Below are 26,813 nucleotides of genomic sequence, written 5' to 3' on the forward strand. Positions count from 1 at the left end.
TCCGTCTCAGGGTGGACCGGTTGAGACTCACCTCGTCAGTTGAGGAAGGATTGGCTGGGCGCTGTTGCGAGGAGTTCCTGGCTGGTCTTCCATCCCAGGACACGCCGAGGTCGGCCGTTGATCTTTCCTGCGATGACGTCAAGCTCGGCCTGTGTCAAGTGAGAGAAGTCCGCCTGCTTTGGGAGGTACTGGCGCAGGAGCCGGTTGGTGTTTTCGTTCGAGCCGCGCTGCCAGGGCGAGCGAGGGTCGCAGAAGTAGACGCGAATGCCGAGCTCATGGGCGATACTCTCGTGCTCGGACATTTCTCGCCCGCGGTCCCACGTGAGCGACTGCAACAGCCACGGCGGAAGCTCCCGGAGGTTGCGGATCAGAGCGTCACGCACCTCCGTGCCTTTGATCCCTTGTAGCTTCACTAAGCGAACTGCACGCGTGGAGCGCTCGACCAGCGTCGCAACAGCGCTGGGCCGCCGACCCATGACGAGATCCCCTTCCCAGTGCCCGATCTCAACCCGAGTCTCGATCCGCGCCGGGCGATCATGAATCGAGACCATGCTCCTCAATCGGCCACGCCCGTGTCCGGTGCGTCGCGACTGGCGCGATGTGCGGAGCCGACGGCCGGAACGCAGGTGAACGCTCATCTCGGAAGGAAGGGCCGGGCATGTGGCGGTGTAGAGGCTCCGATAGATCGCCTCGTGGGAGATCCGCATCTTCGGGTCGTTCAAAAAGGCCCGTCGTAGCCACGCCGCGATCTGCTCAGGAGACCAGTCCTCGTGCAGCTTCTCCCTCACAACGCCGCGCAGCTCCTCGTTCGCATCGAGCTTGGTGAGCTTGGGGCGCTGCGCGAGCTGCCAAGCGTGCTCATCTGCCATGGCAGCTCTGTACTGGTCACGGCCGCCGTTGCGGGAGATCTCTCGCGAGATCGAGGAGTCTGACCGACCGAGTCGAGCAGCGATCGTTCGAGCGGAATCACCGGCGGCGAGTCCTCGGGAGATCTCCTCCCTCTCCGCCAGTGACAAACGCAGAGCAGCGCGACGGCGCTGCGCTGGGCGGATCCCACCCGACTTCGCCAGGTGTCTGCGTACCGCCTCACGGCTGCAGTGCACCGATCGGGCGATCACGCGAATCGGCTCGCCTGCACGCCATCGCTCCCACACGGCATCCTGCACTTCGATTTCCAACGCCATCCCTGCCAGCTCCTCTCCCGTCCATGCGCACACTCCCATCATGTGCGATGCGTTGATGGGTTGAGACCGCCAGCGTTTGTGGTGCAGTGTCAGAGTCGCGCCGTCGTCACGCTCCTGGCGGAGAGTGACCACAGCGCACCGCACCCCTCGCTGAATGTCCTTCTCACGATCACGGCTCGCCCGGCAACCTGACGTCAGGACGGCGAGGCAGCCATGCCGCTCCGGATGCGCTCGGATGCGTCGTTGAGCTCGGCGCGCGGCCGTTCAGGCCAGTCAGCTTCGATGTGGAAGCCATCGCCGGGTGTTCGCGGGAACACGTGGAGGTGGACGTGGAAGACCTCCTGGAACGCGACCTCGCCGTCGGCCAGGAACAGGTTCACGCCCTCGCACGGAAGCCCCGAATTGCGCAGCGCCGCGGCGAGACGCTGGCCGACCCGGAACATCGACATCCCGAGCTGCTCGTCCAGATCGGCCAGGTACGGCGCGTGCCGCTTGGGGATGACAAGGAGGTGCCCGTCCGTCACAGGCTGGATGTCCATGAAGGCGAGGACCTCGTCGTCCTCGTACACCCGGCTCGACTCCACGGTCCCGGCTACCACCTGGCAGAAAATACATTCATCGGCGCTCATGAGCTCCACTGTGCCCGACCCGACGCGAACGACCGCCCGGTTTCCACTGAACACGCGCCTTCGAGCGCCACCTCATCACACCGGAACCCAATGGGGGCCAACGCTGGCAGACCTGCTGCGCCGGTCGAGACCCCACCCCGATGATATCTCGAGGTTAGGCGACGGCCGCTCGGCCACTACTCTCCCGGCGGCGACGATCGAAGCTCGGGGTAGTCGCCCCATCTCGCGTTCGTACGGGCGGCGTGACGGATGGCGGTGTTGACGTTGATCCCGAGCGTGTCGGCGACGACGCTGGCGGGCACGGTTTGGACGAGCTGGTCGATGCGGGCGTGCTGGCTCCTGCGGGCATGGATCTTGTGCGGCGCGAGATGGAGCGCGACGATCGCTTCGCTGACGTGGAGATGAGGTGTGGTTCCAGGGAATAGCCAATCGGGCCCTCCACGGACGAAGGGACGATCTCTATCGAGTTCGCGGATGTAGCGGCGGAGCAGGCCAGCGATTGGATCGGGCAGAGTGAGGGGTGTTCGTCCGAAGATGATGCTCGTAGTTGCACCGTCCTCAGAGACGGCTGATCGGCGTAGGCGGACGCAGTCGCTGATTCGTTGGGCAAAGACGAGCACCAGCAGGCCGATGATGCGGCTCCCTGGCGGGATGGACTCGTCATCGAGAAGTTCATCGACCTTGTGCCAGATAGTGTCTTCCTGAACGGAGGGGGCGGGCCGAGCTTGCTGCCGACGGGGCGGTGTGATTGGTGCGGTCAGCTGCTGCTGGATCGCCCATTTGAGGAATGTGATGACCGCTACTTGGGAGCGGTGGTGGGCGAAGAAGTGGTCCACGGTGCCCTGGTCCAGCGATGCCAGATCGACTCCCTGGCCATCCAGCCACGCCAGGAAGGCGGCGATCTTGCGCAGCTCGGAAGATCGAGCGCTGAACATACCGGCGGTTAGAGGTTTGCTCGCGGATCGTTGCCTGATCTTGCGCAGAACTCCCCAGCGGAAGTACTGACTGATGATCCCGGCGTGATGGGCGGGGAGGCCGTCGATGACGGCGGCAGCGAGAATCTCGAGATCGTTGAGCCTGACGTCTATGGCCGGGAGGGTTTCGGCGCTGATGAGCATGTGGCGCAGATACTGCACTCGGGGCGAGAGCGGGAGGGTATCGAGTGTGGAGTGACTGATCCGAGCCTCGCCAGTTGCCATGGCGCGCAGAGTCGTACCGATCGGTGTTCTTCGTAGCCACCGCACTACCGTGCGCGGGTCACGCGCAGTCAGTAGAAGTTCATAGAGGGTGACGAGGCCGGGATGGATCGCGCCACTTGCGTCTGCGAGCAGCACACTGAGACGCTCGGTCAGTCGGCAGGTGCCGCACTGAGACCCGGTGAGCTGTTCCTCGCTTCCGCAGGTGATGCACGCGAACCGAGGCGATTCACCAGCGCAGGCCGCGCAGACGATGTGTCGGCCCGAATCGTAGAAGGCGAGGACCTTGACGTGATCACACCCGGGGCAGAGTTCGGGGTGCCGGCGGAGTCTTGAGTAGCAGGCGTTGCAGATGCGCTGCTCGAGGATCAAGTAACGGGCCGCGACGTGACGAGCACACCTATCGCAGCCGACCTGGTGGCGATGAGTGCGTCCTGGTCGGTTCACTCGTTCGGGCGGTGCAGCTTGGCGTGGATGGGGCGCAGGTCGCCTATCGCCGGCCCGGAGGTCTCTGGAGCGCCGGCGGCTCGGCGTGGACGCTCGCTCTGGACCTTTGGGATCTCGATGAGGTCGTTGGGTGTGCAATCGAGTATTCGGCAGAGGGCGGCGAACACCTCGACGTTCAGCCGCTCGGGAGTCTTCGTCACGAGGCGGAACACTTGCTCGCGCGAGAGCTGCACTCCCTGGGCGCGCAGTGGTGCGATCAGATCTGTGGTCTGGAACATGCCGGCCGCGGCCATCATCGGGCGCAGGTTCCAGGTGATAGGGGCATCAGGAGCGGGGTTGTTCGACATTGGGTCCTCCATAGATCCGGGAGAGGGCTTGGTTGATCATGCGGTTCTTGAAGTCGTCGCCGACGGACGTGTAGATCGCGGTCGTCGAGGCGTAGGCGTGCCCGACCTGGTCCTGCACGAACTTCTCGGCGTATCCCCACTCGATGAGGTTGGTGACGTACGTGTGCCGCAGGGCGTGAACGCTGAGCTCCGAAGGTAGCTCTGCTTCGTCGCGGAGCTGGGCGAAGCGCAGATCGATATAGCGCAGCGAGACGCGCGTTCCGCGCTCAGTCAGCCACAGCGCTCCCGCCGGGTTCGTGGTGAACCGAGGGCGGGCGTGGTCGACCCATTGGGCCAGCCCTTCCGTAACCCAGTCCAGCTCAGGGATCGTGAGCACCGATCGGCGTCGCGGTCCCGAGCCATGTGCGCCCTTGCCCCAGCGCACGTCGACTGCGCCGAAGCGGCCGAAGCTCGGAGCCGCACCGTTGGGCCGCAGGTCCGCTACGTCCAGACCAACAGCCTCGGCCCGACGCAGCCCGTAGGCGTAGATCGTCTTGAAGATCTGGGAATCGCGCAGCGCTGCGAGGGCTCCCTTCCGACCGTGCTGAAGGATCGTCTCGACGCGGAGGTCGGCCGCGGCAAAGAGCTGCTCGAGCTCGTCATACGTGAGTGCTCGCCGTTGCGGGCGGCCCTCATAGTCGACCAGGTGCGCGAGCGTGTTCCACTCGTGGCAGATCTGTTGCGGGGCTGTGCCGAAGCGCTCTTCGCAATCCGTCGTCCACCGGTACCGCGGATCGGTGAGGTAGTCGCCAAACAAGCGAATGATGGAGTGATAGCCGCGGATCGTGGAGGGGGCCGCCGGTCGCTGTCGAGACTTCGCCTGGGTTGTGTAGTCCTCCAGGTCACCCGGTGACCACTCCCAGGGGTAGTGGCCAGCGAACTCCTCGAACCTCCGGATGACCAGTTCACGGCTCCCAATCGTCCGCTCGGCCAGGCCTCGGCTGCTCTGCTGATCCGCCCAACCCGAGAGCATGGCCTCGAACACGAAGCGCCTGTCGTCCAGCGCCCGCACGTTGCGGAGCTGACGAAGGGGTGAGACGCCACGAGGGTCTTGGGCCATTCCCCAAGTATTGCATTTGTTGCAACATTGATGCATCACTGTAGTCCTGATGAGTGGATCCAGGACCTCTTCCATGGAGAGAGTGACGCTTCGCGAGGTGTAGGTTCTCGCCCGACCTGTCAGACGCGCAGCACTGTGACCTGCGGTGCGACGGTCGTGGCGCGTGCGCGGCGTCTCGCTATGGCGTCAGGTTCCTAGAGGGGCGAAGGAAGCGACCGGTCCTTGGAGGCGAGAATGGTGATGGAGACCGGGACGTCCTTCTCACCCGGTTCTGTGACCCTGTCGATCCGAAGGCCAGCGTCGACGAAGGCGTTCAGAAACTCAGCGAGCGGAACTTGGCGCATGCCGCCGACTTTGTACCGTATGCCGCCTTCTCCCCACCAGGGGGCGGACTCATGTCGTCGTGCCTCGCGATAGGTCGTGTGCACGACCAACTCTCCTGCGGGGAGGCTGTGTACATGTGGTCCGTTGAAGCACGGGTGCACTCCGTAGAACATGAACCTCCCTGTGGGACGCAGGACCCGTGCGGCTTCTCTGACCATGCGACTGAAGTCGTCGACGTCCGTGGACGTCCAAGCGCTCATGACCAGATCGAAGGATTCGGAGTCGAATGGGAGGTCCTCGGCGTCGCCCTGGTGGACTCGGGGGCATCGCTGACGCGCCAGGCGAAGCTGGTCCTCAGAGATGTCGACGCCGGTTGCGGTCCAGCCGAGCTCTTCGATGATGGCGAGGTTCCTGCCTGTGCCGCACCCGATGTCCAGGCACGTGCCGGATCCTCTGGGGAGGGTTTCGCGGAGGACCGCGTCTCTGTGGGGACCTTCCGCCATCTGGGCGTCATACCAGTCTGCGAGGCCGTCGTACCGAGCGCGGCTATCTGGGATGTTCGGTGATCTCGTCGGCGAGTTCATGCAAGAAGCTTAGCGAAGTCCTCGCCGACCGGATCGGTACACCTCTGCCCACGTCGTCGGGATTTCGTCGTCGGCGACGGTGCAGCACTGGAGGAAAGTCTCACGTCCGCCCACAGGGCCATCGCACCCGTCTGACAGATGCGCCGGAAATCTGACACGCACTGGCCAAGAAACCCGGAACTGGCCAGCTTGTGCCGGAACCTACACGAGGGCCAGCGCGGGAGACCTGAAGGCTCGCGGAGTAGGTAGCTACCCTCTAGACATGAGTGGACGTTTGATCGCGATCGTCGGGACATCCAGTATCGGAAAGTCCTCGGCCTCGGCGCGCCTGCAAGAGCTGCTCCCGGATCCCTACCTGACCGTGGGGATCGACCACTTCCTGAACATGTTCCCGCAACAATGGGCTGGTCAACCCCGAGGTCCGGGGCCTGGAATGTGGTATGAGGACAGCACGGATCCCGATGGAGCGCCGCGCGCGCGGATCCGCTACGGACAAGCGGGGAGTCGGCTGCTGGCAGGGATGCAGGCGTCTGTGCGCGCCATGCTCGACTGTGGCAACAACATCATCCTTGACGAGATGCCTCTGGACGAGACCATCGTTCCTCAGTGGAAGAGAACCCTCGCCTCCTACCGAACCTATTGGGTCCACCTATCCGCCGATCTCGAAGTAGTCGAGGCCCGCGAGGCCCAGCGCCAGCAGGGGCAGCACGTCGGCAACGCCCGAGGCCACTTCGGCATCTCAGACCGAGAGTGCTACGACCTCGACCTCAATGTCGCAGCAATGACTCCCGTAGACGTGGCGAACAGCATCAAGCAGGCCAGTCTTCAACATTTCGCCAGCACAACGACTCACCAGTAGGTTCCACAAGTAGCGAGAGGGCCTCGCCCTGTGGGGACGTCTCCCAGCGGACCACTCATCCCTCGCGATCGGCAGAGCGCCACGCAGCCTCCGGAACCGAGCCCCGTCATCGTTGGGTGCTCTCAGGAATCTGCACGAGCTAGATCAGCGCCTCACGCCGCGAAGGGCTGTGACATCTACTCAATAATGCTCAGTCCGCACGCCTGAGCCAGGCCGACGCACACCGACAGTGCGGCGGACCCCTTCGAACAAAAGCTCAGAGCGATGCCGTCAGCCCCGCTGGAGGTGGTGTCGGATCCGCAGTCTCACGCGAAGGCGCTGACCCCCGTGATCGACCGGCCCACGATGAGCGACTGCATGGTGTCGGTGCCCTCGTAGGTGTGCAAGGCCTCGAGGTCGCTGCGATGGCGCACCACTCGGTTCTCCAGCAGGATCCCGGAGCCGCCGAGCAGGTCGCGGGCGTCGGAGGCGAGTTCGCGGGCGGCGCGGGTGTTGTGCACCTTGGCCAGCGAGGCCTGCTCGGGCCGGATGGTCCCGGAGGCCTCGAGCTCCGCGAGCCGCACGCAGTACAGCTGCATGGAGGTCAGCGTCTGCAGCATGGAGGCCAGCCGCACCTGGACGTGCTGGGCCTTCGCCAGCGGGCGCCCGAACTGGATCCGGTTCTGCGCGTGCTCGAGCGCCGCCTCGTAGCAGGCGGTCGCGTGCCCGAGCGCGCCCCAGGCCACGCCGGCGCGGGTCGCGAACAGGACCTTCGAGGTGTCTTTGAAGGAGCGGGCACCGGGGAGGTGGGCATCCAGCGGGACCCTCACCTCGTCCAGGGTGATGTGGGCCTGGTGGATGGCGCGCAGGGCGACCTTGCCGCGGATCACCTCGGCCTCGTAGCCGGGCAGCGACTGGTCGACGAGGAAGCCTCCGACCTGCCCGTGCAGCTCCGGCTGCGACTCGTCGTCGATCCGCGCCCACACCACGCTCAGGTGGCAGCCCGCTCCGTTGCCGATCCAGCGCTTCTGGCCGGAGAGCACCCACTGCTCGCCCTCGCAGCGCGCCACCGTCTCCAGGGAGACGGAGTCGGAGCCGTGATCGGGCTCGGTGAGGGCGAAGGCGGCGTACTCCCGGCCGGTCACCAGCGGCTCGACCCAGCGCTGCTTCTGCTCCTCGGAGCCGAGCAGCACGATCGAGCGCAGCGCGAGCCCGCCCTGGACGCCGACCATGGTGCCGACGCTCCCGTCGATCCGTGAGAGCTCCATGTTCACCAGGCCGGTCGCGAGCGGGGAGAGCGTGCGGTGGCCCGGCACGTCGAGGCCGTCGGTGAGCAGATCCAGCTCTCCGAGCCGCCCGATCAGCTCGATCGGGTACTCGCCGCGGTCCCACCAGTCGTTGATCCGCGGCAGCACCTCGTCGGCCAGGGAGCGGGCGGTGCGCCAGGCCTCGAGGTCCTCACCGGCCACGTCCTGGAACAGGCCGAAGTGGTCGGTCGCGGGCGGCAGCAGCTCCGCGGGCGCCGCGGCGGAGGCATCCGGCGCGGAGACGACGGCGCGCTCGGTCGCGACCGACTCCCGTGCCTCCTCGTCCAACGCCCCGGGGTCACCGCCGAGGGAGATGTGCCCGGGCACGGGCGCCTCCCACGGCGTGGGGGCCGGCTCGGACTGGGGGATGGTGGAGTGGCTGGTCATCAGGACATCCTCTCGACGATGAGGGCCATGCCTTGCCCGCCGCCGACGCACAGCGTCGCCATACCGAACTGGCCGTCGCGCTCCTGCAGACCATGCAGCAGGGTGGTGGTCAGGCGGGCACCGGTCTGGCCCCAGGGGTGGCCGAGCGCGATCGCACCGCCGTGGACGTTGAGCATGTCGTGGTCGATGCCGAGGTCCTCGGCCGACGGGATGACCTGGGCGGCGAAGGCCTCGTTGAGCTCGACCAGGTCGATGTCGCCGATGCTCATGCCCGCGAGGGCGAGGGCGCGGCGACCGGCCTCGACCGGGCCGAGCCCCATGATCTCCGGACTGAGCCCGGAGACGCCGGTGGCGACGATGCGGGCCAGGGGCGTGATACCGAGCTCGGCCGCGTACTCGGCCTCCATAACCACCAGCGCCGCGGCCCCGTCGTTCAACGGGCAGCAGTTGCCGGCGGTGACGGTGCCGTCCGGGCGGAAGACGGGATCCAGGCCGCCGACGGCCTCGAGGGTGACACCCGCCCGAGGGGAGTCGTCGGCGCTGACCACGGAGCCGTCCGGCAGGGTGACGGGGGTGATGTCCCGGCCGAAGAAGCCGGAGGCGATCGCGGCCTCGGCGCGGTTCTGGGAACGCACGGCGTACTCGTCCTGCGCCTGGCGGCTGATGCCGCGCAGCTCGGCGACGTTCTCGGCGGTCTGGCCCATCTGGATGTACGCGTCGGGCAGCTCGCCGTCCTCGCGCGGATCGTGCCAGGGAGCAGGGACCTCGCGGGAGGCGCGCTGGTCGGTCCGTTCCCACGCGGAGCGGAACAGCGGGTCGCGCGCGTCCTCCTCCATGAGCTTGCCCGAGCTGGCCGAGATCGACTCGACGCCGGCGGAGACCACCGCGCGGGCCTCGCCCGATCGGATCGCGTGGAAGGCGGAGCGGGTGGTCTCGATCGAGGACGCGCAGAAGCGGGTGACGGTCGCGCCGGGCACGGAGTCCAGTCCGAGACGCACGGCGACGGTGCGGGCCAGATTGCCGCCCTGGTATCCCTCGGGGATCGCGCAGCCCAGCTGCAGGTCGTCGAGCGTGGACGCCTCGAGCTGGGGGACGGAGTCGAGGGCGGCGCCGACCATCTGGGCGGCGAGGTCGTCGGGGCGGACGTCCTTGAGGGAGCCCTTGCGGGCGCGGCCGATGGGTGAGCGGTGGGCGGCGACGATGACGGCCTCAGGCACGGAGCTCTCCTTCGATGACGGTATCCGTGGGCGGAGTCGCGGAGACGGCGGGGCCGAGCGCGACGACCGGCTTTACCGATACTAAGCGTCCTATGTACTTGGTGGGAAATGCAAGGCCGTCGGGACGGGCCCGCGCCGTATCGTGGCTCCGAGCCGCCCCGACCTCATCGAGGGGGCACGCGGACGGTGGGCGGGCCTGCCGATGCACCCGCGCGGCGAGGGAAGCAGGACGATCCGATCCGGGAGGACAGCACGATGAGCATGGACAAGACGGTCGCCACCCCCGCCGAGGCGGTGGCCGACATCCCGGAGGGGGCCGCCCTCTCCGTCGGCGGCTTCGGACTCTCCGGCAACCCCACCCAGCTGCTGGAGGCCCTGCTGGAGCAGGGCGCCGGCTCACTCTCGGTGGTCTCGAACAACTGCGGGGTCGACGACTGGGGGCTGGGCCTCCTCCTGAGTGCCCGGCGCATCGCCAAGATGACCTCCTCGTACGTCGGCGAGAACAAGGAGTTCGCCCGCCAGTATCTCGAGGGCGAGCTGGAGGTCGAGCTGGTCCCCCAGGGCACGCTCGCGGAGAAGCTCCGCGCCGGCGGCTCCGGCATCCCCGCCTTCTACACCCGCTCCGGGGCGGGCACACAGATCGCCGAGGGCGGACTGCCGATGAAGTACGACGGCCAGGGCGGGATCGCGAAGGCGTCCCCACCCAAGGACGTGCGGGTCTTCTCCCTCGGCGGCGGGGAACCGCTGGAGTACGTGCTGGAGGAATCGATCGTCACCGACGTCGCCCTGGTGCACGCGCTGCGGGGCGACCGCCACGGCAACCTGGTGTTCAACAAGGCGGCCCGGCAGTTCTCCCCTCCCGCCGCCATGGCCGGTCGGACGTGCATCGCCCAGGTCGAGGAGCTGGTGGAGCCCGGGGAGATCGATCCCGATGCGGTCCATCTCCCCGGGGTGTACGTGCACCGGGTGGTGGAGGTCGGGACGGACATCGAGAAGCGGATCGAGAAGCGCACGGTGCGCAGCACGGAGGGAGCGGACTCATGAGCCAGGACGCACAGGACTCGCAGGTCGAGCAGATCGGCTGGGACCGGGACCGGATGGCGGCGCGCGCCGCGCAGGATCTGCCCGACGGTGCCTACGTCAACCTCGGCATCGGCATGCCCACGCTGATCCCGAACCACATCCCGCCCGACCGCAGCGTGGTGCTGCAGTCCGAGAACGGGATCCTCGGGGTGGGTCCCTACCCCGACGAGGAGCACGTCGACCCCGACCTCATCAATGCCGGCAAGGAGACGGTCACGGTGCTGCCGGGGGCGAGCTACTTCGACTCGTCGACCAGCTTCGGGATCATCCGCGGCGGCAAGCTCGACGTGGCCGTCCTCGGCGGCATGCAGGTCTCCGCTCGCGGGGACCTCGCCAACTGGATGGTGCCCGGCAAGATGGTCAAGGGCATGGGCGGCGCGATGGATCTCGTCCACGGTGCTCGCACCGTGATCGTGCTGATGCAGCACACCTCCCGCGACGGCTCGGCGAAGATCCTGCCCGAATGCACGCTGCCGCTGACCGGCAAGGCGGTGGTGAACCGGATCATCACCGATCTCGCCGTGATCGACGTGGCCGGCACCCCGGAGCAGCCGCGTCTGGTGCTGGTGGAGACCGCGCCCGGAGTGAGCCCCGAGCAGGTGCGGGAGGCCACCGCCGTCACGCTGGAGGACCCGGAGAGTTGAGCCTCAACGCGCCGGTCGGCGCGGGCTGAGCAGCAGGCGGGCCAGGGCGTCGATCGCGGCACCGAGCGCTCCGATCACGAGGATCACCACCAGCATCTCGTCGTAGGCCAGACGGTCGCGGGCGTTGAGGATCTCGTATCCCAGCCCGCTGGTGACCCCGAGCATCTCGGCGGGCACCAGCACCACCCAGGCGATCCCGAGGGCCAGGCGCACCGACTGCAGCACCGCCGGGCGCACGGAGGGGATCACGACGGTGCGCAGGATCTCGCCGCGGCGCGCCCCCAGCGTGTGGGCGACGGCGACGAACCGCTGGTCGATCGACGCGACGGCGGCGGAGGTGCCCAGCAGGATCGGCCAGATCGCGGCGGCGGCCACCAGGAAGACGACCGGTGCGGAGCCGACGCCGAGCAGGGCAACGGCCACGGGTGCCCAGGACAGCGGCGAGATCATCCGTACGAACTGGACCACCCCCGCGCTCGCCCATCGGGTGGGGCGGTGCAGTCCGATGAGCGCGCCGAGCGGGATGCCGAGCCCCGCGGCGACGAGGAGCCCCAGCAGGAGTCGGGCGGTGCTGGTCAGCAGGTCCTGGAGCAGCACGCCGGTCGACAGCAGGGAGGCCAGCGCCCCGGGCACGGCCCACGGGGACAGCGCCGCGAGCATGGGGCTGCCGGCGCCGCCGACGGCCGTCAGGGCCCACCAGGCGATCACCGCCGCGACCGCGCCGACCAGGCCCCAGGCCCAGGGCGCCGCGCGCCGGGAACCGGCGGGCCGCTCGGCGCCGGCCGCCCCGGGTGCGGCGTCGGCCTCGAGATCAGTGGGGGCGATGCTCATGGGTCGATCTCCTCGGCGGTGTCGAGGCCAGTCAGGGCGGTGGGGTCCAGGCGGCGGGCGGCATCGCGCAGCGCCGCGTCGTCGACCACGAGGTCGTGGGCGTCGGCCGCGTCGAGCCGCTCGAGCGCGCCGAGCGGGGCGTCCAGCAGCGTCGTGCGCATCTCCTCGACGAGTCGGGTGGTGAAGCCGGGCCGCAGGACGGGCGTGAAGTCGAGGGTCTCGCCGTGCCAGTCGGGGTGCTCGACGTGCGCGTGCCCGGCGTCCGGCCGGTCCAGGGCCGCGGTGACGGCCGGCAGCGGCTGCGGGAGGTAGCGACCGGAGAGCTCTGCGGCGACGGCCTCACGGTCCTCGCGGCAGGCCTGCTGGGCGCGCACGAGCGCGTCGGCGACGGCCTGCATCTGCTCGGGCGGCCGCTGCAGCAGTCCTCCGGTGGCGACGGTCACGCAGCACGGGTGGGAGCGCCACACGTCGCCCAGGAAGCGGCCGATGAGGCCGGCGTCCTTGCCCTCGGCCATCGCGTTGAAGGGATCCGCGACGGTGTAGCCGCCGATCGAGCCGGAGTCGAGGGCCGGGATCATGTCCGAGGGCGCCATCGGCACCAGCGTGACCTCGCCCTGCGCGCGCGAGGGGGTGCGGCGCACGACGGGGGTGAGCCCCTCGGCGCGCAGCATCTGCTGGACGATGACGTTGTGGATCGAGTACCAGGCGGGGATCCCGATGGTGCGCCCTGCCAGCGCGCCGACGTCGGGCACCTCGCGGCCGAGGGTGAGGGCGGAGCCGTCGACGTGGTTCGCCCCGAGCACCCGGATGTCCGCCCCGAGGTCCAGCCGCATCTGGAGCGCCATCGGGAACAGCAGGTGCACCAGGTCCACGCTGCCGCCCAGCAGGGTCTCCCCCATCGAGGCCCAGGAGCGCAGGCGCACTGGCTCGGCGACCTCGATCCCCTCGTCGGCGAAGTAGCCGCGGGCGTGCGCGACCAGCAGCGGGGCGGCGTCGGTGATCGGCAGGTACGCGAGGCGCAGCGGGCTGTTCGGATCCACGGGGGCGGCCTCACCGCGTCGTACGCCGAGGCCCACCCCCGCCCCGGCTGCGCCGGACAGCAGCATCGCGCCGCCGGCGCCGAGCAGGGCCCGACGGCTGGGTCCCGCTCTCACGCCGTCGCCCCGACGGAGCCTGCGCGATAGTGCGCCAGGACCTGCTCCCGCGTGGTGCCTTCCTCGCGGGGGCGCCACTGGGCGGTGAGGCCGCGCGGCCCGTCGAGGTAGACGATGCGGTCGGCGACCACGAGCGCCTCCTCGACGTCATGGGTGACCAGCACCGCGGCGGTCCGCACCCGGGTGAGCACCTCGCGCAGCCACACCTGCAGGTCGGCGCGGATCGCGGGGTCGAGGGCGGAGAACGGCTCGTCGAGCAGGATCACCCCGGGATCGACGGCGAGAGCACGTCCCAGGGCGACGCGCTGGGCCTGGCCGCCGGAGAGCTCCGCGGGCAGGGCCGCGGCGAGTTCGGCGATGCCGAGCGACTCCAGCAGCTCGCGGACCTGAGAGGGGCCCGCTCGTCCCGCGTTCGCGGCGTAGCGGCCACCGAGGCCGACGTTCTCGGCGACGGTCAGCCAGGGGAACAGGTCCGGGGACTGCGGCACGAGGGCGGGTCGACGGGCGTCGGCAACCCGCTCGACCCTGCCGGCCTGGGGCTCCTCGAGTCCGGCGAGCACCCGCACCAGGGTCGACTTTCCGGCCCCGGAGGCGCCCAGCACGCAGAGCGTCTCGTGCTCGTCGACCTCGAGGTCGAGATCCTTCAGCACGGGGCCCGACGCCCCCGGATGCCACCGGGTCACCCCGCGCAGGGCGAGGCGGGTCATGACGGACTCCGGGGTGCCTCGCCGGTCGGCGCGAGGAGATGGCGCAGGTGGATCTCCGTCGGGGACTGCACCGGCAGGAACGCCGCCTCCCGGGCGCGCCGCGAGGTGTCCGAGGCCAGCGCGTAGCCGCGCCCGCCGACCGTCTTCTGTTCGAGCCGGGTGGCGCGCCCGGCGAGCAGGGCGGTCTCCAGCCGCACCGTGACCAGCTGACGTCGCGACGCGCCCGGCGCATCCACGGCGGGGCCTGCAGCGTCTGCGGCGTCAGCGGCCTCTTCGACAGCGCGCACCAGATCCTCGCGCAGGGTCTCCCAGTCCTCACGACCGGCCTCGATCTCCGCGCCGAGGACCCGCCGCGCGACGGGGTCCGCAGCGGCCTCGGCGGCGTCGAGCGCGGCTCCCGCGAGGCCCGGGCACATCCCGCTCTGGATCAGCAGGAAGGCGGCGCGGGCACGGTCGCGGAAGGCGGGGACGTCCTCGGTAAGCACGTCGTGGGGCGCCACGGCGACCTGCTCCAGGCGGAGCACGCCGGAGGACGTCCCGTCGAGTGCTGCGAGGCCCACCAGGGGCTTCACGCTGACGCCCGCGGCATCCCGTGCGACGCGCACGATCGCCCGTCGTCCGTCCTCCCAGCGCACGGGCAGCACGATCCAGGAGCCGGGGCGCAGGTTCGAGCACCAGGGCAGCACGCCGCTCACGGCGAGAGAACCGTCGGCCTGGTCCGTGGCCACCAACGGGATCTCGCCGAGGCCGGCCTCCTCCTTGTAGGCAGGGGCCATACCGGAGGCGAGGGCGGGGGTGCCGGTCTCGGAGCCTGCGGGCGGCGGGGTCCCGGTGACCGCGTGATACTCCAGGCCGGAACGATGGCCCCACAGGGAGAACGCCGTGGCGGTGCAGCGTCGGGCGAGAGCGTGGACCAGCTCGACCTGGAGCGGCAGCGGCGCCGAGAGCAGACCGTGCTGCCCGAGGGCACGCAGGGTGTCCCAGGGGTCGGCGGCCTCCCGGTCGACGGCGCGGGCGAGCTCGCCCGCCTCGTCGATGACTGGCAGCGCTGCCGCAGGGAGATCCGCCAGTCCCAGGCGGGTGCGCTCGGCGACCGCGGCCGCCTCGGCGGTCACGAGCTCGTCGCCCCGAGGTCGATCGCGCCGAGGGCCCAGATGCGGTCGATCGGGGTCTCGACCGCCTCGCGGGCGCGGACCACGGCGTCCTCGTCGGGCGCGTCGTAGAAGCACAGGCACTTGGCGGTGTCCTCACGCACGTAGGTGCGCAGGAAGGACGTCTCGGGGACCTGCGCGTACTTGGGGGCGTTCGCCTTCTTCCGCGCCAGGTACTTCTCCATCGTGATCTCGGCCGGGATGTCCCATTCGACGAGGTATCCGGCTCCCCGGCGCAGCGCCTTGATGTCCTCGAGCTCCGCACCGACCAGGCGCACCTCGTCGGGGCCCTCGACGGCGGAGGCCGCGTCCCCGAGAGCGGCGGCGATCTTTCCGGCGGCCTGCGCGGACTCGGCCTCCACGATCGTGAACAGCCGGGAGTGGTCGGCAGCGACCTGGGACTCGATCAGCTCGCCCGCGCCGTCCGCGCCCGGAGCGCTGGAGTCGCCGGAGCTGCTGAGCAGGGCGTCGAGGACGGCCTGGCTGCCGTCGCGGGTGGCGGCGGCGGGTTCGATCTCGAGCAGGAACAGAGCCATGTCACACCTTTCATCGGGGGCTTCGGGGCCGTAGCTCCCGAAGCGAAGCTTATGGCGAGCATAAGGGCTCACCGGGCGTCCCTGCATCCCCCGCTGTGCGCGCACCCCCAGTGCCTGTGACCCGTTGCATCGCCGGGCAGAATCAGGAGCATGACCTCCGATGCCTCCCCCGCCTTCACGATCGACGCCCCGCGCCTCGAGGACGCCGAGGCCCTCGCCAGGATCCACGTGCGCAGCTGGGAGGTCGCCTACGCGCACCTGATCCAGGGGGAGCAGTGGTTCGGGCGCGAGGCGGTCGTGCGTCGGACCGCGCAGTGGAAGACGTGGCTGACGCCGGGCACGCGCGGGGCCGACGAGGGCATCTGCCGGGCCGGACGCGACGCGGAGGGCACCGTGATCGGGCTGGCAGCCTCCTGGCCGCCACGCGATGCGCAGCCGGTACCGCCGCGCGAGCTGTCGCTGCTGTACATCGAGGAGGCCTGGTTCGGAACCGGGCTCGGCCGCGCTCTCGCCGAGGCGATCCTCGAGCACGGTCCGGCGACCGTCTGGGTCGCCGAGGAGAATCCGCGGGCGAGGCGTTTCTACGAGAAGCTCGGTTTCGCGGCCGACGGCGCCACCCAGGTCGAGGAGCACCTCGGCGGGATCCGGGACGTCCGCATGGTGCGCTGATCACGTGCCGGGCCGGGGCCCCTACGTGGTGAGAGGTCGGAGCACCTTCGTGGTGACCAGCATGTCGCCGTGCCCGCCCTCAGAAGTGAGAGTGCGCGTGGTGACGAACCCCAGCTTTCCCAGCACGCGGAGCGAGGGCGCGTTCCAGGCCCAGACCGTCGCGTGCAGGCGCTCGATCCGTGCCTCCCGCGCCCACTGCTCCACCGCCAGGGCGGCCTCGGTCGCATACCCCCGCCCCTGGGCCCGGCGCAGCAACTCGAAGGCGATCTCGGGTCCGGGGCGTTCCGGGTCCAGTGCGTAGGCGCCTGGCCCGCCCTCGACCAGGCCGCAGTAGCCGATCACGTCCCCCTCGGACTTCCGCTCGAGGGCGGGCAGGCCGAGCCCGTCGCCGGAGGTGCGGGCAGCCCACCGGATCCAGTTCTCGAGGTCGGCGAGGGAGGGCCGACCGTCGGCATCGATCCGGCGGTGCGCGGGCACCCGGGGGTCGCGCTCGGTCCAGAGCTCGCGGTGGATCGCAGCCTCCTCGACGCGCCAGGGCCGCAGCCGGAGGCGCTCGGTCTCGAGCAGGGTGCCGCCCGGCCCCGATCGGTCGTTCATGATCCGCTGCCCGCCGACAGCACGAGCGGCACCAGCGTCTCGAGCCCTTCGACGCGGCCCCGGTTCGTCCCCGTGTCGTCCAGGTCGACGACGACCGCCTCGATCGGCAGCACGGCCCCGGACGGCGTGAACCTCCACGTCTCGGCCATGGTGCCAGCATGCCACCTCCTCCCCTGCCGGCCGGCCCGCTCCACCTCCGGTCGCGGCGGCCGGAGCCAGAATCCACCCACGGGATGACGGGCCCGCGCTCCCCGTCGGACGCGGCGCACCCCTGCCCGACGCGATGGTGGAGACATGAAGAACGCGACCATCGCCACCAGCCGTACCCGAGCCACCACCGACGACCTGATCGACTACCGCCCGCTCCCCGCCGCCTGGGGTGACGTCGAGGGACTGCGCGCCGTGCGCGCCGCCCGGGCCGGTGCCGCAGAACGCGGCCTGGACCCGACCACCGTGGAGATCGAAGTGGTCCCCGAGGCACCTCGGAACGCGCGTTCCTCCTCCCGTCGGGAGCGCGGTGCGCACCGGCGTCGGGGCCACGGGCTCCGCCGCCTCGCCATCGCCTGAGCAGTCCCGAGCAGTTCCGGGCGGTCCCGGCAGTCCTAGAACACCCGGGAGCCCCGCGACCTAGGATCTCCACCATGACCGATCGCCTTCCCGACGAGCACCGCGACTACCTCACAGGTTCCCTGGCCGACGCTGCCCCCGCGGATCCGCTGGCCCTGTTCGACGCCTGGATGGACGACGCCTTCGCGCGACGCACCGAACGCGACGACCTCACCGACCCGTCGGCCGTGGTGCTGTCCACCGTGGCTCTCGGGGCCGACGGACGGCCGCGTCCCCGTTCGCGCACCGTGCTGTTGAAGGGCCACGACGCGGACGGCTTCGTCGTCTATACGAATCTCGCCTCGCCGAAGGCCGCGGAGCTCGAGGCGACCCCGCACGCGGCGATGCTGCTGCCCTGGTACCCGCTGCAACGGCAGGTGCGGATCGAGGGGAGGGTCGAGCACCTGCCCGCGGCGGAGTCCGACGCCTACTGGGCCCACCGTCCGCGCGGCTCGCAGCTGGGCGCATGGGCTTCCCACCAGTCGGAACCGGTCGACTCGCGCGCCGCGCTCGAGGCGCAGTACGAGGAGATGACGGCCCGGTTCGAGGGCTCCGAGGTGCCGCGCCCCTCCTTCTGGGGCGGCCTGCGCCTGGTGCCGGACCGACTCGAGTTCTGGCAGGGACGCGAGAACCGCTTCCACGACCGGATCGCCTACGTGCTCGCCGCCGACGCCACCTGGCAGCGGCACCGCCTGCAGCCCTGACCGGCGCCTCCAGCTCAGTCGAGGTGGCGCAGGAATCGCCCCGGGGCCTCGAGGAAGCTGCGCCAGGTGCGCACCAGCTCGAGATCGTCGTACTCCGTGGGCTGCAGCCCCCACTGCCCGACTTCGTACAGATCGGCGCCGGGCATCGCGGCGAGCACCGGGGAGTGGGTGGACAGGATGATCTGGGCGCCGTCTCCGGCGAGGTCCTGCAGCAGTCCGAGCAGAGCGAGGCACCCGCTGAGCGAGAGCGCGGACTCCGGCTCGTCCAGGAGCCAGAGTCCGCCGATGCGAGAGCGCTCGGAGACGATCTCGAGGAAGGACTCCCCATGGCTGCGCTCGTGCATCACGCCGCCCACCCCGATCTCCTCGTAGTACGTGAACAGCGAATGCATGGTCTCGGCGCGCAGGAAGAACCCCTTCTTCGAGGCGCCTGCGCCCCGCACCAGCTGCAGGTGCTCCGCGAGCGGCGACTCGGTGACCCTCGTGGTGTGCATGGCCCCGTTGCCGCCGCCCTCGACGTTCAGCCCGTACGCTCCGGCGATCGCCTCGATCAGCGTGGACTTCCCGGCACCGTTGTCCCCGGTCAGCACCGTGACCTGTCCGAGCTCGAGCCCGTCGAGCAGCAGCTGGCGCACCGGCGGCAGGGTCGCCGGCCAGGCCGTGAGGTCGGCGGGGACGAGGCGGTGCATGTGCACCGCGCGCAGCGGCAGGAGAGGCGGGAGGGGCACGTTCACACCCCGAAGGCGGCGGGGTAGACGATCGCTCCGGACGGTGCCGGTCGTGCCGGATCCAGGGCGAGGGCCAGGAACGCCTCCTCCGGCGCGTCGAAGGGGGCGGTGATGCCGACGCCGGTGGCCGGGGTGAATCCGAAGCGGGGGTAGTACGCCGGGTGGCCGAGCACCACGACGAGGTTCTCGCCCTGGGCGCGCGCCGCCTCGAGGCCCGCCCGGATCGCGGCGGATCCCGCTCCGCGGCGCTGGAAGGCGGGCAGCACGGCGCAGGGGGCGAGGGCCAACGCCGACTCTCCGCCGACGCTCGCCCGGGTCAGCAGGGCGTGGGCGACGACGCGGCCGTCCTCGTCGCAGGCAACGGTGGACAGCTCCGGGATCCATGCCGTCGGGTCCGCCCGCAGCGCCTCGATCAGGTCCGCCTCCTCCGAGGTGGGGAAGGCGGCGGTGGTCACGGCGCGGATCGCCGACGCGTCGTCGGGGCGTTCGGGCCGGGTTCGCCAGCGGGTCATGTCGTCCTCTTCCTGGGTGCGGGAGACCAGCCTGCCTCATCGGGAGTCGATAGGCTTCCCCCATGCCCCCGAACCGTTCCCGCACTCCGCTCATCATCGCGATCATCGCCGGTGTGGCGTGCCTGGGGCTCGCCCTGATCGTCGTGATCGCACTCGTCATCGGCGGGGTCCTGTTCACCTCCGGCGACGACGGCGATGAGCAGGGCGGCTCCTCCTCGAGCTCCTCCCAGGAGCTGGTTCCTCCTCCGGGGGTCGCCGAGGACCAGCCGTACCTCGAGCTCGGCACCTCGGCCGACGGACCGGTGGTCGATGTCTACGTCGACTTCCTCTGCCCGCACTGCGCGACCTTCGAGGACCTCCACGGCGAGGACCTCACTCAGCTGGCGAGCGACGGCGAGATCACCCTGCGCGTGCACCCGCGGCCCATGCTCGATGCCAACTCCAGCCCCGCCGGGTACTCGAGCCGTGCGGCGAACGCGGCCGTCTGCGCCTATGCGGAGGATCCGGCGCAGTGGTCCGCGGCCGAGACGGCGCTGTTCGAGAATCAGCCGGGCGAGGAGGGACTCACCGACGAGGAGCTGACCTCCGTGATCGACGAGGCGACCGGCCTGGACGTCTCCTCGTGCATCACCGAGGGCACCTACGTTCCCTGGATCCAGGACGTCGTCGAACCCGAGGCGCTGGAGACCACACAGGGAACACCGACGGTGCTCATCGACGGCGAGATGTTCACCGGGGACCTCGCCGAGCCCGGCTCCGTGAGGTCGGCGATCGAACAAGCCTGATCGACGTGCTGGCGAGGAACGAGCCGGCAGGAGACCAGGCAATCCGACACAGCCTGATCGACGTGCTGGCGAGGAACGAGCCGGCAGAAGACCAGGCAATCCGATCGTCAGTGACCGCGCAGGGCCGCTACTCCTCGCTGACCTGGTGCGTGATCGCGCCGCCGTCCTCGGGGATCTCAGCACCCTCGCGCACCTGCTCGATCCGGGCGACGTCGATGTCCACGCCGCCCTCGATCCCGGACACCCTTCCGTCGAAGCGCAGCTGCCACACCGCCCAGTCGGACTGCGGGGGGCGCCCTCCGGCGGAGAACAGCCAGTCCGGGCGGGGGTCGGTGACCGGCAGACCGTAGTGGCTGCGCCATTCGCTGGAGGAGTAGATGACCAGGCGTCGACCCCAGGCCTCCTCGACCTTCGCGGTGAAGGCGTCGATCTCCGCCTGCGCGTCGACGCCACCTGGGCGTTCCTCGCAGGCGCCGTCGAACTCGAGGTCGAGCGCGGGTGGGAGCGCGGAGTCGTCCGGGGGCGCGGCCGCGAGGAAGTCAGCGGCCTGCTCCTCGCCCGAGGAGCACAGCGTGAAGTAGTGGTAGGCCCCGGGAGTGACGCCGGCGGCGCGGGCGCCGTCCCAATTCTGGGCGAAGGTGGAGTCGGTGTAGCCAGCTCCCTCGGTGGCCTTGAGGTAGGCGAAGCCGTACCCGTCGGCGGCGACCTTCTCCCAGTCGATCTCGCCCTGGTGGGCGGAGACGTCCACGCCCATCACCTCGTCCGCGCCGAGCGCGATGCCGCCGGGGAGATTCTCCACGGCACGGGCGTCGGTGCCGGTGGTGGCGACCTCCATCGCGGTGTCGTCCGCCTCGAAGGGCTGTCGCTGCTCGGCGACCTCCCCGCCCCCACCGCGGACGGCTCCGACGAGAAGTGCGGTGCAGCCGCCGAGGACGGCGACCAGGATCACTGCGAGGGCACCGGCGACGAGTTGGCGGCGTCGGACCTGCTCGGGAGTGAATCGGGGCACACGCGGGAGGCTACCGGAGGGGCGACGACGGGGGCGGGAGGACGCGGCGCGTCGGCCTCAGTCGGCGAACAGCTGGGCGAAGGCGCGCAGGAGCCGCGGCGGCTCGTCGGCGGTGCGGCTCTGAAGGGCGGTGAAGATGTCCTCCATCTCGTCGGGCGAGAAGTACCCGTGGTCGCGGTAGACACGGGCTCGCTCGATGATCGAGGCGATATCGAGCTCGGGATGGAACTGGGTGGCGTACTGCCGGGTGCCGACGCGGAACATCTGCACGGGGGCGGTGGCCCCGGTGGCGAGCGCGGTCGCATGCTCGGGCAGGGTGTGCACGGCTTCCTTGTGGCCGACGAGGCCGGTGAAGGTGTCGCTCAACTCCGCCTCCCTGACCAGTGGGTCCTCGCGCCCGTCGTGCGTGAGGGTCACCTCGACGGCGCCGAGCGGCTCCCCGAAGGTGCGGTCGATGCGCGCGCCCTGATGGACGCCGAGGGTGCCGATCCCGTAGCAGGCGCCGAGGAAGGGGATGTCCTCGGCGATCACCCGGTCGAGCACCCGGAAGATCTCGGCCTCGGCGCGCTTCTCCGCGGCGGACTTAACCTCCGACGGGTCGGAGACGGTGAAGGGGCTGCCGCACAGGATGATCCCGGAGATGTCGCCGGCGTGCAGGTCGGGGAAGGGATCGCGGTCGAGCCGCGCCCAGATCAGGTTCTCTTCGCGCAACCCGCTGAAGGCGAGCACCGAGGCCCGTTCGGTGAGGGCGACGTCGCCCTCGGGTCGGGTGGCGATCTGCACGAACGGTTTCACGCGAGAATGTTAGCGGTCCGTGCCGGGCACATCGTCCATCCGAGCCGGGCACCCCGTCCGAGCCGGTCACCCTGTCCGTCCGCACCCCGCCACCCGCCGTCGAAGGAGACGCCCATGACCACATCGCACACCTCAGCCGGGATCTCACGCGAGGCGGTCCTCGACGTCGCCGCCCTGCTCCCGGAGTGGCTCGAGACGGCCCGCCACCTGCGCCGACAGTCCGGGCTACAGGCCGCGATCTGGCACGACGGGGAACTGGTAGCGGAGGTCGCCGTCGGGGAGGCGGACCTGGCGACCGGGACCCCGCTGCGACCGACGCACCGGCTGCGGATCGCCTCGCACTCGAAGATGATCACGGCGATGGCGATCCTGCGGCTGCGGGAACTGGGACGGATCCGGCTCGACGACGCGCTCGGGGACCACGTCGGCGAGCTCGTCGGCACCGCGGTCGCCGACCGCACCCTGCGCGACCTGCTCTCCCACTCCGCCGGGCTGACCCGGGACTCGGACGATGCGCGCTGGTGGAGGCTCGGAATCCCGTTCCCGGACCGCGCCCAGCTGCTGCGGATCGCGCGCACCAGCGCGGTGAAGGCCGAGGCGGGCCTGCACCTGCAGTACTCGAACATCGGCTACGGACTGCTGGGGCTGGTCATCGAGGCGGTGACCGGGTCGTCCTTCACCGAGGCCGTGGAGGAACTGGTCCTGGCACCGGTCGGGGTCGAGGGGATGGGCCCTGACCTGCCCGAGGGCGCGGCGGGCCCGGAGGTGGCCGATGGGTTCGCGGCCGGCCACACCTCCTTCCTGCACGGCCCGCGTCGACCGGTCGAGCAGGTACCGACGCGGGCGCTCGCGGCGGCGACCGGCTTCTGGGCGAGCGCCGGGGCGATCGCGACGTTCATGGGCCGGGTCCTCACCAGGGGTGAACTGCTGTCGCCGGCCTCGCTGCGCGAGATGCGGCGGCGAGTGTGGACGCTCCACGACGGCGGCCAGTACGGGCTGGGCCTGCAGGAGGGTCGACTGCACGGCTTCGCGGTCCTCGGGCATTCGGGCGGGTTCCCCACCGGCCTCTCAAGGACCTGGGCGGTGCCGACGGAACGCCTGGTCGTGAGCGTGATCGGCACCGCCGTCGATGCCCCCAGCTCGGACCTCGCCGAGGGGATCCTGGGCCTGCTGGCGCTGGCGAGCGGTCGGCCCGCACCGCAGGCCGACGGCTGGGAGCAAGCGGGCGCTCAGGGCGGCGGGTCCGACGGGCGGCCGCGTCCGGTGGTGCTGGCCGAGCAGCCTGAAGTGGAGATCTCCGCGGCGGGGTCGGGGCTGACCGCCCACGAGCTCGCCGGGGTCGTGTCCGGGACGTACGACACCCTGTGGGGGCGGACTCGCCTGGCCGTGCTCGGCGGGAGGCTGTTCGCGCTCGACGAGGCCGCGGCGGATCCGGCATCGGGCACCCTCGAGCTGGCTGTGGGCGGGACGCGCGGCGACCCGATCGTGGCAGGTGCCGAGGTGGTGGAGCTCGCCGCCTGGGGCGATTCCGGGTACGACACCTGGGCCGAGCCGGTACTGGCACGGCTCGAGGTGCCGGCCGAGGGCGGGCCGCCGCGGTGCACGGCACTGGTGTGGACCGGTCAGGTGCAGACGCCGAGCGCGGACTTCGCGATGCCGGAGCGGGTGGTGGCGCCGTGAACGGCGAGGGGACGGACGTGCGGGTCGCGGGCTATCCGCTGCCGTCACTGCTGGCCACAAACGGGGATCCGGGCGTCAGCGCCTGGCGGGATGCGCTGCCCGAGATCGTGGACGGCCTGCTCGAGGAGTGGTCGCTGACGGTCTCGAAGCCCTTCTCCCCCGGTGGGTCGGCCGCGTGGGTGGCGCCCGTGCGGGACCCTGAGGGGAGGGAACTGGTGCTGAAGGTCGCGTGGGCGCATGAGGAGGCGCGGGACGAGGCGCTGGGGATGGCGGCGTGGCAGGGGCGCGGGGCTGCCAAGGTACTGCACAGCGAGCTGCGGGAGCAGACATCGTTGCTGCTCATGGAGCAGGTGGTGCCTGGCACTCCGCTGGCACAGCTACTGACGTGGCCGGAGCGGGACGAAGTGGTCGCGGGTCTGCTGCGCCGGATGTGGGTCCGCCCGGCCGACGTACTGCCGGCGAAGCAGGCGGCGACGCTGCGTCCGCTGTCCCACATGTGTGCCTGGTGGGCCGATGAGGCGCAGGCTAGGGCCGATGTTCGGGCGGGGCGCGGGAAGGCGCTGCTCCCTGCGGAGGTCGTCGAGCGCGGGCTGAGCCTGATGCGCCGTCTGCCGCGGGAGTGGAAGGGGGAGCCGCTGCTGCTGGCGACCGACTTCCATCCGTCCAATGTGCTCGCCCGGGGCGAGGGCGAGGAGCGGGACTGGGTACTGATCGATCCGAAGCCGTACGTGGGCGATCCGCACTACGACCTGCTGCAGCACATGTTCAACGATCCCGACCGCCTGGTGACGGAGCCCGGCGCGTTCGCCGATCGCATGGCGGGGCTGACGGGGCTGGATCCGCGGCGGGCCCGGCGCTGGCTGTTCGCGCGGTGCGTGCAGGAGACCGGTGTCATCGACGGTGCGGCGGAAGCGGCGCTACGGCTGGGGGCCGGCGGCATGGAGTGACGGGCCCCGGATGCGAGGCGCTGACGCGCGCCACGAACCGCGGATCAGTGCGCGTCGTCGTCGGCGTCTTCCCTCGGAGCTCGACGTCGTGGCCTGGCTTCTCGCGCGCGGCGATCAGGTGGCCCCGTGTGCGTCGTCGGGTCGGTGGTCGAAGGCGTGGACACGCCCTCGAGCTCTCCTCCCCCGGCCCCGACCCTCGCCGTCGGAGGCGATCCGACAGGAGGCGGCGAACCCTCTCGCGGTCGGAGCGCGTCCTTCGCGCCATCCGGGAAGAGCGTGCCGTGGGCTGCGAGCCGCTGGGGATGCCCAGGCTGTGGGTCGGTGCGGCGGTGTCATTGCCCTCGGCGTCGGAACGGCCGCGAAGACCTTCCTGACGTGCAGAATCGTCATGACCCTCGGCCTCGGGGCGGGTCCCGGGACTCTCGAGGTGCTCGGTGTCGCTGGATCGGTCGGTGCGACGGTCGTCGGCCCGGTCATCGGCGCCCGTGCTGACGTCGGCGATGATGCGGTCGCCGGTGTCGCTGCTGTGGGCGGCGCTCGTGCTGTCGCCGGAACCGATGCCGCGGTCGGTGAGGTCAGTGCCGTCGTTGCGGGCACCGGAGGGACGCTCGGGTCGCACGAGCGGCCGCGCTGAGGTCACCCGCGTGACGCCCGAGTGCCCGGTCCAGGACACGCGGTGCCCCGGCAGATCGGGATCCTCGACACGCTCGACGTGGAGGGTGTCCTCCTCCTTCTGATTGCAGTGTCCACAGGTGTCCTGCCCGTTGTCCAGCGTGGTGGGACCACCCTGCGAGTACGGGGTGATGTGGTCGCTCTGACGGCTCTGGGCATTGCAGAACGGGCCGCGGCACGAGGTATCGCGCCAGGTCAGGAAGCGGGCCAAAGCGGGTGGGAACGCTCGCCCGCGGGACTCCACGGCGACCAGTTCCCCGGACGTGGGGTGCGTGTACAGGCGGCGGATGGATGCCCGCGCTCGGGGGCCGCCCTCACCGAGGGGGTCCTGTTCGCGATCCCGAGGCGCTTCGGTGGCCGCACGCAACTGTTCTCGCACGGCCTCCGCGGGGACCGGGCCGTAACCTGCGATCTGGGCGACGTCGCCAAAGTCGGGGCGGAACAGGGCGCGGTCGGTGATGATCACGCCGACGTCGAGTTCCACGGACTCCATCGCGTCATCGCGACCCAGCACGGTATCGACCAGGGCGTCCGCGGCGAGGGCACCGTGGCCTTCACCCGCGCCCTCCGCGCGCCGGCGCTCGGCCTCCAGGGAGATCCGCTTGTGCAGCAGAGCGGCATCGATAGCCGGCAGGTGCGCGGTCAGGTTGGCCATGCCGTGCTGCCCCGGCGTGAGCGTCAGGCTGCGCGCCTTCCGTGCCGCGCGGTGGCGCACTGCGTCTCCGTCAGGGTCGAGCTCCGTGATGGCGCCGGCCACCTCGGCCCGCCAGTCGCGCACTCCGGCGGCGTCGAGATAGGGCAGTCGCTCCCCGAGCATCGCGTCGACCTCGCGGCGCTGGGAATCGTCGAGCACCGAGGTCGCCCCCGCGACTGCGTACGCGACCTGCGCGGAGACCTTCCGCGTCGCCAGCGCCGTGAACATGGTCGGCATCGAGGACACGAGCCTCCGCGCCGAGGCCAAGGAGCTGCCCGCCGCCGACGGGGAGCATCGCGTTATCAGCGTCTGATCCCGGCGTGCGATCCGATCCGCCTGATCGCTCAACCCGCGAGCCGACGGCATGGCCGAATCCTCATGAGCTGCGGCGTCGCGAGCCGCATCCGAGGTGTCGCGGCGCGTGACGTCGGCGAGGGCCACGACCGTGTGTGCTTCCAGTGCATCCTGCGCGCCTCGGATCACCTGCTCGGAGTGCATCAGGTGGACGACGCTGCGGCGAGCCGTTCCGCGAGTCTCGAACAGGTCACCGGGATCCTTCGCGAGCTCCTCGAGGAGGTGCCCGACGTCCCCCAACAGCTGCGCCAGGCCATCGATACCTGCCGCGCGCACAGCCTCCGGCGACCACGAGGAGTTCGGATACTCCTCTGCGGCCTCCGGGGCGTTCTGCGTGGTTGACATACTCCCATTATGACGCGACTTCTCATGGAATGCCAGCACTTTACGTGAACT

29 protein-coding genes are annotated in these 26,813 nt (G+C 70.4%); 9 read left to right on the top strand and 20 right to left on the bottom strand.

Annotated features, from left to right (window positions below):
• Positions 1-35 precede the first annotated feature (35 nt).
• The 6 genes from JOF43_RS02380 to JOF43_RS02405 form a co-directional block, all read right to left on the bottom strand.
• Entirely contained in the window at positions 36-1,184 is a 1,149-nt protein-coding gene (locus JOF43_RS02380; RefSeq protein ID WP_209898574.1) for an IS30 family transposase, read from the bottom strand.
• Between the two features lie 194 nt (positions 1,185-1,378).
• Positions 1,379-1,753 (bottom strand): HIT family protein, encoded by a 375-nt coding sequence (locus JOF43_RS02385; RefSeq protein WP_425351482.1) that lies wholly within the window; start codon positions 1,751-1,753, stop codon positions 1,379-1,381.
• Between the two features lie 236 nt (positions 1,754-1,989).
• Entirely contained in the window at positions 1,990-3,147 is a 1,158-nt protein-coding gene (locus JOF43_RS02390) for a hypothetical protein (RefSeq protein ID WP_209898580.1), read from the bottom strand.
• 305 nt (positions 3,148-3,452) lie between these two features.
• Positions 3,453-3,803: a helix-turn-helix domain-containing protein gene (locus JOF43_RS02395; RefSeq protein WP_209898583.1), complete on the bottom strand. Its 351-nt coding sequence runs from the start codon at positions 3,801-3,803 to the stop codon at positions 3,453-3,455.
• Positions 3,781-4,977: a tyrosine-type recombinase/integrase gene (locus JOF43_RS02400; RefSeq protein ID WP_245353991.1), complete on the bottom strand. Its 1,197-nt coding sequence runs from the start codon at positions 4,975-4,977 to the stop codon at positions 3,781-3,783. The genes JOF43_RS02395 and JOF43_RS02400 overlap by 23 nt, the downstream gene beginning before the upstream one ends.
• Positions 4,978-5,096: 119 nt before the next feature.
• Positions 5,097-5,810, bottom strand: coding sequence for a class I SAM-dependent methyltransferase (locus tag JOF43_RS02405; protein ID WP_209898586.1), 714 nt, complete (start codon positions 5,808-5,810; stop codon positions 5,097-5,099).
• Positions 5,811-6,072: 262 nt separating this feature from the next.
• Here JOF43_RS02405 and JOF43_RS02410 point away from each other — a divergent pair, with 262 nt between their 5' ends.
• Complete coding sequence (locus JOF43_RS02410) at positions 6,073-6,669, top strand: phosphotransferase-like protein (RefSeq protein ID WP_209898589.1); 597 nt, start codon at positions 6,073-6,075, stop codon at positions 6,667-6,669.
• Positions 6,670-6,974: 305 nt separating this feature from the next.
• Here JOF43_RS02410 and JOF43_RS02415 read toward each other — a convergent pair whose 3' ends face one another.
• Both JOF43_RS02415 and JOF43_RS02420 read right to left on the bottom strand, forming a co-directional pair.
• Positions 6,975-8,342, bottom strand: a complete 1,368-nt coding sequence (locus JOF43_RS02415) for an acyl-CoA dehydrogenase family protein (RefSeq protein ID WP_209898592.1) — start codon at positions 8,340-8,342, stop codon at positions 6,975-6,977.
• Positions 8,342-9,559: an acetyl-CoA C-acetyltransferase gene (locus tag JOF43_RS02420; RefSeq protein WP_209898594.1), complete on the bottom strand. Its 1,218-nt coding sequence runs from the start codon at positions 9,557-9,559 to the stop codon at positions 8,342-8,344. Before JOF43_RS02420 ends, JOF43_RS02415 begins: the two co-directional genes overlap by 1 nt.
• A 255-nt stretch (positions 9,560-9,814) precedes the next feature.
• Here JOF43_RS02420 and JOF43_RS02425 point away from each other — a divergent pair, with 255 nt between their 5' ends.
• Positions 9,815-10,603 carry a CoA transferase subunit A gene (locus tag JOF43_RS02425; RefSeq protein ID WP_209898597.1) on the top strand — a complete coding sequence of 263 codons (789 nt, stop codon included), beginning with the start codon at positions 9,815-9,817 and terminating at the stop codon, positions 10,601-10,603.
• Positions 10,600-11,286: a CoA transferase subunit B gene (locus JOF43_RS02430; RefSeq protein ID WP_209898600.1), complete on the top strand. Its 687-nt coding sequence runs from the start codon at positions 10,600-10,602 to the stop codon at positions 11,284-11,286. The genes JOF43_RS02425 and JOF43_RS02430 overlap by 4 nt, the downstream gene beginning before the upstream one ends.
• Before the next feature lie 3 nt (positions 11,287-11,289).
• On the opposite strand, the gene JOF43_RS02435 is transcribed toward JOF43_RS02430, so the two are convergent.
• From JOF43_RS02435 to JOF43_RS02455, 5 genes are read right to left on the bottom strand one after another with little or no spacing between them, the layout of a single operon-like run.
• Entirely contained in the window at positions 11,290-12,117 is an 828-nt protein-coding gene (locus tag JOF43_RS02435; RefSeq protein ID WP_209898603.1) for an ABC transporter permease, read from the bottom strand.
• Entirely contained in the window at positions 12,114-13,271 is a 1,158-nt protein-coding gene (locus tag JOF43_RS02440) for an ABC transporter substrate-binding protein (RefSeq protein WP_209898606.1), read from the bottom strand. The genes JOF43_RS02435 and JOF43_RS02440 overlap by 4 nt, the downstream gene beginning before the upstream one ends.
• Positions 13,268-13,978: an ABC transporter ATP-binding protein gene (locus JOF43_RS02445; RefSeq protein WP_209898609.1), complete on the bottom strand. Its 711-nt coding sequence runs from the start codon at positions 13,976-13,978 to the stop codon at positions 13,268-13,270. Before JOF43_RS02445 ends, JOF43_RS02440 begins: the two co-directional genes overlap by 4 nt.
• Positions 13,975-15,093, bottom strand: coding sequence for an acyl-CoA dehydrogenase family protein (locus tag JOF43_RS02450; RefSeq protein WP_209898612.1), 1,119 nt, complete (start codon positions 15,091-15,093; stop codon positions 13,975-13,977). Before JOF43_RS02450 ends, JOF43_RS02445 begins: the two co-directional genes overlap by 4 nt.
• Complete coding sequence (locus JOF43_RS02455; RefSeq protein ID WP_209898615.1) at positions 15,090-15,665, bottom strand: DUF4242 domain-containing protein; 576 nt, start codon at positions 15,663-15,665, stop codon at positions 15,090-15,092. Before JOF43_RS02455 ends, JOF43_RS02450 begins: the two co-directional genes overlap by 4 nt.
• Before the next feature lie 150 nt (positions 15,666-15,815).
• On the opposite strand from JOF43_RS02455, the gene JOF43_RS02460 reads away from it, so the two are divergent.
• Positions 15,816-16,334 carry a GNAT family N-acetyltransferase gene (locus JOF43_RS02460; protein ID WP_209898618.1) on the top strand — a complete coding sequence of 173 codons (519 nt, stop codon included), beginning with the start codon at positions 15,816-15,818 and terminating at the stop codon, positions 16,332-16,334.
• Between the two features lie 21 nt (positions 16,335-16,355).
• Here the strand turns inward: JOF43_RS02460 and JOF43_RS02465 are convergent, their stop codons facing one another.
• Positions 16,356-16,931: a GNAT family N-acetyltransferase gene (locus JOF43_RS02465; RefSeq protein ID WP_209898623.1), complete on the bottom strand. Its 576-nt coding sequence runs from the start codon at positions 16,929-16,931 to the stop codon at positions 16,356-16,358.
• Complete coding sequence (locus JOF43_RS02470) at positions 16,928-17,080, bottom strand: hypothetical protein (protein ID WP_209898626.1); 153 nt, start codon at positions 17,078-17,080, stop codon at positions 16,928-16,930. The genes JOF43_RS02465 and JOF43_RS02470 overlap by 4 nt, the downstream gene beginning before the upstream one ends.
• 145 nt (positions 17,081-17,225) lie before the next feature.
• On the opposite strand from JOF43_RS02470, the gene JOF43_RS02475 reads away from it, so the two are divergent.
• A complete protein-coding gene (locus tag JOF43_RS02475; RefSeq protein WP_209898628.1) occupies positions 17,226-17,498 on the top strand; it encodes a hypothetical protein in 273 nt (90 codons plus the stop codon).
• 74 nt (positions 17,499-17,572) lie between these two features.
• Positions 17,573-18,241, top strand: a complete 669-nt coding sequence (gene pdxH / locus JOF43_RS02480; protein ID WP_209898631.1) for a pyridoxamine 5'-phosphate oxidase — start codon at positions 17,573-17,575, stop codon at positions 18,239-18,241.
• 14 nt (positions 18,242-18,255) lie between these two features.
• Here pdxH and JOF43_RS02485 read toward each other — a convergent pair whose 3' ends face one another.
• Both JOF43_RS02485 and JOF43_RS02490 read right to left on the bottom strand, forming a co-directional pair.
• A complete protein-coding gene (locus JOF43_RS02485; RefSeq protein ID WP_342592067.1) occupies positions 18,256-18,969 on the bottom strand; it encodes an AAA family ATPase in 714 nt (237 codons plus the stop codon).
• A gap of 2 nt (positions 18,970-18,971) precedes the next feature.
• On the bottom strand, positions 18,972-19,481 hold the full coding sequence (locus tag JOF43_RS02490) for a GNAT family N-acetyltransferase (protein ID WP_209898633.1): 510 nt from the start codon (positions 19,479-19,481) through the stop codon (positions 18,972-18,974).
• Between the two features lie 62 nt (positions 19,482-19,543).
• On the opposite strand from JOF43_RS02490, the gene JOF43_RS02495 reads away from it, so the two are divergent.
• Positions 19,544-20,266, top strand: coding sequence for a DsbA family protein (locus JOF43_RS02495; RefSeq protein WP_209898636.1), 723 nt, complete (start codon positions 19,544-19,546; stop codon positions 20,264-20,266).
• 127 nt (positions 20,267-20,393) lie between these two features.
• Here JOF43_RS02495 and JOF43_RS02500 read toward each other — a convergent pair whose 3' ends face one another.
• Complete coding sequence (locus JOF43_RS02500; protein WP_209898638.1) at positions 20,394-21,275, bottom strand: glycoside hydrolase family 25 protein; 882 nt, start codon at positions 21,273-21,275, stop codon at positions 20,394-20,396.
• Between the two features lie 57 nt (positions 21,276-21,332).
• A complete protein-coding gene (locus JOF43_RS02505) occupies positions 21,333-22,070 on the bottom strand; it encodes a glutamine amidotransferase (protein ID WP_209898641.1) in 738 nt (245 codons plus the stop codon).
• Positions 22,071-22,184: 114 nt separating this feature from the next.
• Between JOF43_RS02505 and JOF43_RS02510 the strand changes: the two genes are divergently transcribed.
• Complete coding sequence (locus tag JOF43_RS02510) at positions 22,185-23,750, top strand: serine hydrolase domain-containing protein (protein WP_209898643.1); 1,566 nt, start codon at positions 22,185-22,187, stop codon at positions 23,748-23,750.
• Complete coding sequence (locus JOF43_RS02515; protein ID WP_342592068.1) at positions 23,747-24,697, top strand: aminoglycoside phosphotransferase family protein; 951 nt, start codon at positions 23,747-23,749, stop codon at positions 24,695-24,697. Before JOF43_RS02510 ends, JOF43_RS02515 begins: the two co-directional genes overlap by 4 nt.
• Here JOF43_RS02515 and JOF43_RS02520 read toward each other — a convergent pair.
• The gene (locus JOF43_RS02520) at positions 24,642-26,762 is read right to left on the bottom strand and encodes an HNH endonuclease (RefSeq protein WP_209898646.1); all 2,121 of its coding nucleotides are present in this window, start codon (positions 26,760-26,762) and stop codon (positions 24,642-24,644) included. The genes JOF43_RS02515 and JOF43_RS02520 overlap by 56 nt on opposite strands.
• Positions 26,763-26,813 lie beyond the last annotated feature (51 nt).

Origin of the sequence: Brachybacterium sacelli, from assembly GCF_017876545.1 — a bacterium.
Classification (GTDB): domain Bacteria; phylum Actinomycetota; class Actinomycetes; order Actinomycetales; family Dermabacteraceae; genus Brachybacterium; species Brachybacterium sacelli.